Origin of the sequence: Limnospira sp. PMC 289.06, from assembly GCF_032350395.1 — a bacterium.
Lineage (GTDB): Bacteria > Cyanobacteriota > Cyanobacteriia > Cyanobacteriales > Microcoleaceae > Limnospira > Limnospira platensis.
On the sequence record NZ_JARPLC010000160.1, the window covers coordinates 1 to 8,978 of the forward strand.

General features: G+C 46.5%; 9 protein-coding genes. 2 read left to right on the forward strand and 7 right to left on the reverse strand.

What is annotated here, in order from left to right:
* Positions 1 to 202 precede the first annotated feature (202 nt).
* Genes P5674_RS21420 through P5674_RS21445 form a run of 6 tightly spaced genes read right to left on the reverse strand, consistent with a single transcriptional unit; the run spans position 203 to position 7,668 of the window.
* Positions 203 to 553: a hypothetical protein gene (locus P5674_RS21420; protein ID WP_315670262.1), complete on the reverse strand. Its 351-nt coding sequence runs from the start codon at positions 551 to 553 to the stop codon at positions 203 to 205.
* 44 nt (positions 554 to 597) lie between these two features.
* Positions 598 to 1,275 (reverse strand): HAD family hydrolase, encoded by a 678-nt coding sequence (locus tag P5674_RS21425; protein ID WP_315670263.1) that lies wholly within the window; start codon positions 1,273 to 1,275, stop codon positions 598 to 600.
* Positions 1,256 to 1,966 carry a cytidylyltransferase domain-containing protein gene (locus P5674_RS21430; protein ID WP_315670264.1) on the reverse strand — a complete coding sequence of 237 codons (711 nt, stop codon included), beginning with the start codon at positions 1,964 to 1,966 and terminating at the stop codon, positions 1,256 to 1,258. Before P5674_RS21430 ends, P5674_RS21425 begins: the two co-directional genes overlap by 20 nt.
* Positions 1,967 to 2,010: 44 nt before the next feature.
* The gene (locus P5674_RS21435) at positions 2,011 to 2,859 is read right to left on the reverse strand and encodes a TylF/MycF/NovP-related O-methyltransferase (protein WP_315670265.1); all 849 of its coding nucleotides are present in this window, start codon (positions 2,857 to 2,859) and stop codon (positions 2,011 to 2,013) included.
* A 31-nt stretch (positions 2,860 to 2,890) separates the two neighbouring features.
* Positions 2,891 to 4,531, reverse strand: a complete 1,641-nt coding sequence (locus P5674_RS21440) for an aldolase catalytic domain-containing protein (protein WP_315670266.1) — start codon at positions 4,529 to 4,531, stop codon at positions 2,891 to 2,893.
* A gap of 32 nt (positions 4,532 to 4,563) precedes the next feature.
* Positions 4,564 to 7,668 carry a tetratricopeptide repeat protein gene (locus tag P5674_RS21445; RefSeq protein ID WP_315670267.1) on the reverse strand — a complete coding sequence of 1,035 codons (3,105 nt, stop codon included), beginning with the start codon at positions 7,666 to 7,668 and terminating at the stop codon, positions 4,564 to 4,566.
* A 557-nt stretch (positions 7,669 to 8,225) separates the two neighbouring features.
* Between P5674_RS21445 and P5674_RS21450 the strand changes: the two genes are divergently transcribed.
* Entirely contained in the window at positions 8,226 to 8,465 is a 240-nt protein-coding gene (locus tag P5674_RS21450; RefSeq protein ID WP_006615817.1) for a type II toxin-antitoxin system HicB family antitoxin, read from the forward strand.
* Positions 8,462 to 8,695, forward strand: coding sequence for a type II toxin-antitoxin system HicA family toxin (locus tag P5674_RS26675; protein WP_006615816.1), 234 nt, complete (start codon positions 8,462 to 8,464; stop codon positions 8,693 to 8,695). The genes P5674_RS21450 and P5674_RS26675 overlap by 4 nt, the downstream gene beginning before the upstream one ends.
* Here P5674_RS26675 and P5674_RS21455 read toward each other — a convergent pair.
* Positions 8,640 to 8,960: a hypothetical protein gene (locus P5674_RS21455; RefSeq protein ID WP_148261833.1), complete on the reverse strand. Its 321-nt coding sequence runs from the start codon at positions 8,958 to 8,960 to the stop codon at positions 8,640 to 8,642. The two genes, P5674_RS26675 and P5674_RS21455, sit on opposite strands and share 56 nt — an antisense overlap.
* Positions 8,961 to 8,978: the final 18 nt, after the last annotated feature.

An 8,978-nucleotide genomic window follows, 5' to 3' on the forward strand; every position in this document is an offset into this window, starting at 1 on the left:
CGGAAGCGGCGATCGCTTTCTTGGGATTGTTCCCGGAAGCGGCGATCGCTTTCTTCGGATTGTCGCTGGAGGAGTTGCCGGGTTTCTTGAAATTGGCGTTCGGTTTCTTTCTGGGCTTCTGCCAATTCCGCCAGCAGCCTCCAAACATCGTCAGCATTGGTGGTCATGGGGGTTGTCCTCTGGGTTATTTCAATCATCCATTTTAGCCACTTTCCACTATGCGATCGCTTTCTGGTAAGATGCGATCGCACTTCCGAGAGGCTACGGGAATGCACTTCCGAGGCGATAGGCGATACGCCCTACGGGCACGCTGCGCGATCGCACTGGCGAGGCGATAGGCGATCGCACTGGCGAGGCGATAGGCGATACGCCCTACAGGCACGCTGCGCGAACGCACTTCCGAGAATGTAGGCGATCGCACTTCCGAGAGGGTAGGCGATCGCACTGGCGAGGCGATAGGCGATCGCACTTCCGAGAGGCTAGGCGATCGCACTGGCGAGGCGATAGGCGATCGCTCCTTATTCTGTGGGTCTATTAACATCACAACTAACATTTGTCAAGTACGGATAACCGAATACTTTATTCCGGAAAACCGAATCAATTCTCGTCTCTGGGACTTGACAGAAGATGGGCTAGGGTTTTGATATGGGGTAAGTTGTTTTCACTACAGTATTTTTGCCAACCTTTGAACTCTGTCCACCCACTGATAAACATAAAATCCAACCCGGTCGCCCTAGCCGCCTGACTGTCATATTGACTATCTCCTAAAAATAGGGCGGGTTGTTTAATATTGCCATTATCTAACTCCCGATGTAATATCTGTTCCTTGCGGTCAGGACTGCCAAAAATTCCCCCATCAAACAGGGAGTCTAACCCCCGTTGTCTAAAGATGTCTCGCAGTTCATTTTGGTCGCCACCGGAGACAATGAGCCACCGACTAGAGGCAGTTTGTTGGCGTAATTCTGCTAAACCCTCGGCGACTTCACAGGTGAGTAAACCTCGGCGGACTTCTTCGGCGTAAAGGGCTAAGAGTTCATCTAAATTGGCTCCGGTGGTTCCTGGGGGGATGAGTTCATTTAAGAAAACTTCAAATTTATGATAGCGGGAAATTCCCCCATGTTGGATATGATAATTAACTAAGGACTCGGCGGCGGCTTCACCGTAGGAGAGGGTGGCTTTGTAAAAAGCTTGGGTTTTGACTTGATTGGAGTTGAGGATGACACCATCACAGTCAAAGATTAGAGTCTGGTAAGTCTCAATCAACGGAGGTTTCATAAGCCTTCAGCAATGAGCGCGCTACCTCAAAATCATCTTCCCAATCAATATCGATCTTGCGAAGCCCCTCACAGACATAGAGCGCCGGGTGAACACCGATTCTGTCCCTCAGTGCATAGTAGTTTTGGCGAGAGTTGATGTAGAAGGCATGATTAATCTCGTAGAGTGGGTCGAGATCCTGAGTGTTTGGCCAAGGATTGATAGTTCGGTCTGTGTTGATGACGCGGCGTTCCCGATCGCTCCAGATGAACTGCTGAAGGCGATTCACGCTCATGACCGAATCCTTCTCACCTGACAAGACTTCGGCCTCATAAAGGTCGATTGCAGCCATGTAATCGACTTCGTTCACAAAGGGTGATGTCGCATGCAACCAGAATATCAAGTCCCCATTGGTCACTGTTGGCACGTAATCGATCAGGTCTTGAACCTTTGTGGTTGAGGAGCACAAGAAGTCAGGCCGTAGCTCAATCCTGATGTTTGTCTTGGCAAGGGACTTTGGAAACTGTTGAACTACTTCCGAGTCATTGGTGGAAATCACAACCTCCAGAAAGCGGTCTTGCATACGAGCGATCTGGTCCAGTTTGAACTGGAAAAGGCTGCGACCGTCCGGGTGAAAGGGGCGCGTGTTTTTACGCGGGACTCGGGTACTTCCTGCACGAAGAGGGAAGAATACTGAAATATCGACAGGCATAATCAAATTGGTTTAATTCGTAGTTGGGATCACACGACTTCGCTCTAAAGGGGCGGACGCGCAATTGCGATGGAATAATCGTCTCCAATTGGAAGAATTGCGGGGCGCGGTTTCACAGATGTCAAGAAATCCTCGACTGCAACACGAACGCCCGAGTAGTTATCACTGAAGTAGTCATGCACGAGAATTACTCCACCGGGAACCATCTTATCCCAGAAAAACTTCAGTCCAGCCAAGATCGGTTCATAGAGATCAAAGTCAAGATTCACAAAACAAAACTGCTCCGCTTCAAGTCCAATAGAACTGTCGGGAAATCGACCGGGTCTTATCACCGCTTGCTTGGGATTAGGGAGCCTTCTGAGCACAAAATCGACAGATGTGTCAGAAAATGTCCCCGTCGATGACGAGGAGTGCAGTCGAAATTGGTCGGTTGCTACATCTTCGGCAGCAAACCCCTCAAAAGTGTCGAATAAAAAAAACTTACGGTCAGGAAAATAACGGTTTATTTCCTCCGCGAACTCCCCTTGATAGACCCACCCCTCCGCGACAGCACCCTCTAAACCCTGACGATAGACAATCTCCGCGAAGGAACGCATAAATAGAACACGCGCTCGATAAAAAACTTCGATGAACTGGTTGTTGATCTTGTTATTTGGTAACAAGGCCTGTAGTTGTCGCCCCACAGCAACACGTCCTGGAAGCGTGGCGATGATGACTTCATCTACATCGAGATCTTCTATATCATTAGGTGCTATAACTTCAATTCCTTCAAAAGTCTCACCCCACTTGGCTTGATTATTGTCAATAAACGCAAGAACTTTTGCCTCAGCTCTTATCGTTTTATATACTTTTCTTCCAGTTTCACTGGCACCGAAAATTGCTACTTTCTTCATTTTATCCTCCATTTAAAGTTATGAAGCTTTTCTAAATCAGAGCATAGACAGTCTTTCGGCTTATTTGATACTGAGTCGGCAATATACTAACCATTTGTACACTATGACTATGACAGATAAAGATATGCAGAATTTCTGCAATCTCCTGATTACGGCTGTCACCTGCTGTATAACCGTCAAACCCAGCTAACAAGATACGACTCGCCTTGCCACTGGTGACCACCGCCAAGGCATAAGCAATCACCATAGAAGAGGGTATCACACAATGGGTGCGGGCAAACTCAAAGGTGTTTGTTTTGACCACTAAGCCAAAGTCGAGTAACTCTTTGGCTGCGAGGGACTGCTGCACGTCTTCTGGTAGCATACTGGCGGGAGTAACCAACGGTTGGGGTAAACGGGTATGGGTTTCGCAGTCGGCTAATAGACGCACCGGGTGACAAGCCAGGCGAAGGTCTATCAAGTCTGGATTAATTTGGGACTGGGTGTTGAGCGCCATGACCACAGGCTGGGCTTTGCGGATATAATGTTCCAAGGCTTGGCGGTGAGCGGCGACACCGGGACCTGTACCCAGTAGCAAGACCTCACGACCTTGGATTAAACTGGCAGGTTCCCAGGTTCCTTGGGGTTCCCCGTGATAAAATTTGCGGGCCGCGTCTAGGGTGTTGAGACTGAATTTCTTGCCTCCCTCGACTCGCAGATGTTCAATTACCGCTAGGATGTCTTCTGGGGTGTAGCGACTGTCTCCTAGCATGGACTGAATGTAGCTGGGGTGGATGCCGTGTTTCCCCGCTAGGTAATAGTAGGCGTTGGTTCCCCAACCGTGGGTGTTTTGCAGGGGTCGGAAGAAACGCTCAATTAGGCTCATTAAAGGCACTAGGCTACAGGGTTTCTGCCGACGTTGGCCGAGTTCTAGGGCTAGGTATTCGGTTTTGGCGTTACCGGGTCCGCGCCCCATTCCGGTGACGGTGGCATCTAACCAGGTGACTCCCGCTTCTAAGGCTTGCAGGGTGTTTTGTAGTGCCATGCCCATATTATCATGGGTATGGATTCCCAAGGCTCCTTGCCAATGGGTTCGCAATCTGTTAATGATTTCTAGGGTATGCTGAGGGTTCATGCTGCCCATACTATCGGCGAAATACAGCACGTCTAGGGGATAGTTACAGGCTTGTTGGGAAAGGGTTTCGATTTCTTGGGGGAGGCGGTCTGCTACTTGCATGAGGTTAAAGCCGACCTGGAAACCTCGTTCTTTTAACCAGGTGCTGGCGGGTAGGACTTGCTGAAATTCGTGGATATGACAGGCGAACCGCACTAGACGGACGGGGGAGGTGGCGGCGGTTTCCGGGAATAGATGCTGTAGGGTTTGTTCTAGGGGCATATCCCCCAGTAATTCCGCGCCGTTGACCATGACTCCAATGGTGAGGCGTTCAGGAAGGGGTAGGCTGCGGAGAAAGTCGTCGGTGGTATAGGCGCAGGCTCCTTTAAAACCGTTGTTTTTCAGGGAACGAAAGCCGAGTTCTACGATATCTACCCCAGCGGCTTGCATGGCGTTTAGGTAGTCTATCACGATATCGCGGGGGAAGTCCCAAGCGTTGTAGTAGCCTCCATCCCGGAGGGTGCAGTCCAGGAAGCAGAAATCTAAAGCTGGTCGGTTCATATCTAAAGTTATTGCCATTGACCTGTGGTTAACCTTTCATCTATCACTAGCTATCCTAAACCCTCCATCAATAAATCATGATTACCATAGAGCTTTTCCATTTCATAGATGTACTCATCCACCTCTAATTTTAAGACTTCGGTCAGATCTGGATCTGCTTCAAACAGCCCAGAGAGCCAAAAATTCTTGACCAGGCTAAATTGGCTGGCTGGATCATGAGCAGATAAAACCGAAGAATTAAGTTTTTTAATGAATTTTTTATGGATAAAAAAACTTGGATAATTTTCAAAATACAAATTTTTACTGATATATAAGTTGTTGCAAAATACTTTTATTTTTTGAGCTTGGAATGCAGCTAAGTCTGAGAGAATAATTGGTAGAAGATTCGGGCCTCCTGCATAACAGGGATTAACCGTACGAGCGACACGGACATTTACACTATGTTGCCTCAACTCTGAAAGTGCATAACCGTTTTTTAAGCATACAAACTGTAATTGGGGAATTAATAACCTGATATATGATTTATATGACTTTGAGTTTCCTCCATTATAATAAGAAACACTTGTTTTTTTTCCAGTATAAGGATAGAGTGATTCATCTAAGTTATCCAAGTAAGTCATACGAATCACGACATCAAAGGAATCAATTTCTTCCCCGTGAGGCTCAGATGTCGGGGCGGGACCCACAATCGCCACCGTTTTGCCGTTAATGAGTTTTGCATAGCTTTCTTCAGCCTTGATATAGTCAAGGCTTCCCTCAAAATATGAATATGAGGCTTTGTCCCGCTCATAATTGACCAAATAGAGTTTGAGATAAGTTTTTAATTGACTCGGCTTTTGACAGCTTGCCAGTAACTTTTTCAGGGCTGCCTTACTTTTTAATTTATCTCGTTGTTCGATGAATAATTTTAAACATCTAAGTATATCGGACTTTTCTTGAAATTGCCCAGACAGAAAACTTTGGCTATCAAATTCAGCCATTTTCTTTCTAATTAGATAGCCAGACATGATAAAATAATTCCCGATCAAGAAATTTTTCAATCTAAGCCAGGAGTCCCTATCCATGAAAGCAAAAGGAATCTGCTCAAGGTCATCTGCAATCACTTCCGCAAGCTGGCTACTAATGGTAAACCCTAATTCCAAGGCTTCGTCGTTATTCTTGCTGGTCATATAGTCACCTATATTAGCCATGGCTGCAAAAATTAACTTCAGCTTCTCTGTGGGGGATGAAGCTAAATCAATCTGGGACTTTAATTGTGCTTGGAATCTTCTGTTTACTGAAATACCTTGTTGACGAATTGTTTTAGCATATCGCTTAATCAATAAACCTCCGTCGAACTTTGTAAGCGTCTGACCGAGATGAGGAGTTGACCATGGCTCTAACGGATTCTGATTTTCCCCAGCAGCCTGTGAGACTGACATTTGCCACAGTTGTCCCAGCTTTTCCAGGGCGGCACCCAAACCCTTTTGACTCAAGAACATCAGTGAGTATTCAGTCTTGATGGCGGAATTATCAGGGTATTTTTGTAAGCCTTCGCTGGCCATCAACTCGGCTTTCTCAAACTGCTGACTGCTTCCATAGGCTTTGACTAAATAGGAATAAGTCCAAGCCGAAGCCTGTTCACCCTCCAGGCGTAAGAGTTCCTCGACTCTTTGACTTAACACCTCCCCATCTGTTTTACTCAAACGGATTAGTGACGATTCTCTCTCTAGGCTAACGCTATTGGGGTATTTTTGGAGTCCTTCGGTGGCTATTAACTTGGCTTTTCTAAACTGCTGACTACTTCGATAAGCTTTCGCTAAATCCGCATACAGTTCCTCGGAAGCCTTTTCCCCCGCTATCTGCCACTTGTCTTCTAGAGCTTCAATCACCACTCCCCAATCCGTCTCCCGTAAGGAGAGCCGTTCAGATTGAATCTGAATCCTGGGACTCTTGGGGTATTTCTGGAGTCCCTCGGTTGCCATCAATTCGGCTTTCTCAAACTGCTGACTACTTCGATAAGCTTGTACTAAATCGGCATAGATTTTATCAGAAGCCTGGTCCCCCTGGATTTGTAAGAGTTCTTCTAGGGCTTGAGCGGCTGATTCCCAGTCTTTGTCGCCTACGGACATCCCGTCAGATTGGGGTTTGATGAGGGAACTCTTGGGGTATTTCCGGAGTCCTTCAGCGGCTAGACGTTCCGCTTTCTGAAACTGCTGGCTGGCTGAGTAGGCTGCGACTAAATCGGCATACACCTCCTCATGAGCATTCTGACCCTGCATTTGTAGGAGTCCTTCTAGCTTCTCAATCTCTTGCCCCCAATCTTTTTGACCCAAAGGTATCAGGCAGTATTCTTTTTGGATTGTGCTACACATTGGGTGATTGCGGTATTTTTGAAGACCTTTAACGGCGATTAATTCGGCTTTTTCAAATCGTTCGCTATTTCGGTAAGCTTGAATTAAACGAACCCAAGTGCGCCAGTTTTTTTGAGTCTCCATTTCTAAGAGTTTTTCTAATCGCTCACTGGCAACTATCCAGTTATTTTCGACTAAAGCGATGAGGGCGTAGTGGTTTTGTATATTGGCGTTTTTGGGATATTTTTGTAGCCCTTCAATGGCGATGAACTCGGCTTGAGAAAGCTGCTGGTTATTTCGGTAGGCTTCCGCAAGAGAGACGTAGTTCTTCTGGGAAAATTTGCGAGGGTCTGTCTGCCTGATGGATTCTAGCTCTTCAATAATTGCTTGCCAATCTTTCGTGACTTTTTGGGGGAGATTTGGGTTGAACTCTAGGGCTTTTTGATAATTGACGATCGCCTCTTGCCACTGCTCTTTTTCGGCTAAACACTTACCTAACAAATGATAATAGTGATAAGAGGATGGCTGTAATTTTAACCCCGCTTTTAAGACATCTAGGGCGGCATCGAGTTGTTCAGTTGCCACTAAGGCGACGGCTAATTGGTAGTGAAACCTGATGGAATGGGAGTTGAGTTCGACGGCTTTCCGATAAGCGGCTACGGCCTTAGTCCAGTTCCCTGACTGCTCGTAGGCCTCTCCCAGCTTGTAGTGAGACCAATGAAAAATCGGATGATGAGCGATCGCTTTCTGATAAGCATCCACAGCTTCTTCCAGCTTACCGATCCGCAGCAGTTGATTACCCCGAACAAAATCGCCGACCAATTGGCTGACTCCCCAGATTACATCATAGAAGATAATGCACAACCAGCAATTGTACCAAAGCGGTAGATATTTGTCAAGTTGCGTTAGCCTCGTGATCTCATATGATGCTGGGATATGTCAGGGGCTCGGTGTGTTGGTAAGTTAGTTATGAGGAGTGGTCAAGGAATGAAGCGATCGCACTTCCGAGGCGATAGGCGATCGCTTGTTTCGAGAAAGGGGGTTTTTTGAAAAAACGGGGTTTGTTAATTTCCTTTGGCTGCTCTGTAGATGATGGTTAATTTCATGGTAGATTATCCTTGAGTAGATTTTGTCAAGTACGGATAACCGAATACTTTATGGCGGGAAACCGATATAAGTGACGGTTTGAGTGGGGGGTGTCGAGGTGGTTGCGATACGTCGCACTCCGAGGAGCTGAGGGCGGGCAATGCTTTGGAGGCTCGAAATTTGTGTTATAGTAGGTGTCCGTGGAAATTTGAGAGGTAAGTTGATGCGGTATATCAAAGAAATTTTCAAAGATGGGTTCTAGATTTGAGGAATGGTGTATGAATGTAAAGTCCATGTCTACTTCAGAACAAAAAATTTATAATTACACGGTGATTTTTGAAAAAGAATCAGAGGGGGGTTATCATGCTTTTTGTCCGGTTTTGAAAGGGTGTCACAGTCAGGGAGATGATTTTGAGGAAGCCTTGGTAAATATCACGGAAGCAATGGAATTATATATTGATAGTTTGCTTGAGGATAAAGAACCGATACCTGAAGAGAATCTGATCATCAAGCCTGTCCAGATCGCCCGATGAGTAATTTTCCGACAGTTAAGGCGAAAGATTTTATCCGAGTCATTAGCAAATTAGGTTATCAATTACACCGACAGAAAGGAAGTCATGTGATTTATAAACACTCATCGGGTCAAAGGGTTGTTGTACCGATCCACCCGGGTAAAGATTTGAAACCTGGAACTTTATCGGGAATGATTAAGGATATTGGATTGGAGAAAAGGGAGTTTTTTGATTTGTTAAATAATCCATAAAAATCGGGGGTGCGATATGTGCTTCGCATACGCTGCGCGATTCTCGTTCCGATACCCTAGGCGATACGTCGCACTTCTGAGAGAGTACGCGATCGCACTTCTGAGACTCTAGGCGATCGCACTTCTGAGACTCTAGGCGATCGCACTTCTGAGACTCTAGGCGATCGCACTTCTGAGAGGCTAGGCGATACTTCTGGCGGGCACGCTGCGCGATCGCCAACTCTGGGGGTAATTTACCATTGGCGGGGACGGAATTTATCATCATTTAAAATCACGACGCTAT

Coding starts and splice junctions, on each gene's coding strand:
- P5674_RS21420 (WP_315670262.1), bottom strand. CDS start 553: ATGTTAGTTGTGATGTTAATAGACCCACAGAATAAGGAGCGATCGCCT.
- P5674_RS21425 (WP_315670263.1), bottom strand. CDS start 1,275: ATGAAACCTCCGTTGATTGAGACTTACCAGACTCTAATCTTTGACTGT.
- P5674_RS21430 (WP_315670264.1), bottom strand. CDS start 1,966: ATGCCTGTCGATATTTCAGTATTCTTCCCTCTTCGTGCAGGAAGTACC.
- P5674_RS21435 (WP_315670265.1), bottom strand. CDS start 2,859: ATGAAGAAAGTAGCAATTTTCGGTGCCAGTGAAACTGGAAGAAAAGTA.
- P5674_RS21440 (WP_315670266.1), bottom strand. CDS start 4,531: ATGGCAATAACTTTAGATATGAACCGACCAGCTTTAGATTTCTGCTTC.
- P5674_RS21450 (WP_006615817.1), top strand. CDS start 8,226: ATGTCTACTTCAGAACAAAAAATTTATAATTACACGGTGATTTTTGAA.
- P5674_RS26675 (WP_006615816.1), top strand. CDS start 8,462: ATGAGTAATTTTCCGACAGTTAAGGCGAAAGATTTTATCCGAGTCATT.
- P5674_RS21455 (WP_148261833.1), bottom strand. CDS start 8,960: ATGATGATAAATTCCGTCCCCGCCAATGGTAAATTACCCCCAGAGTTG.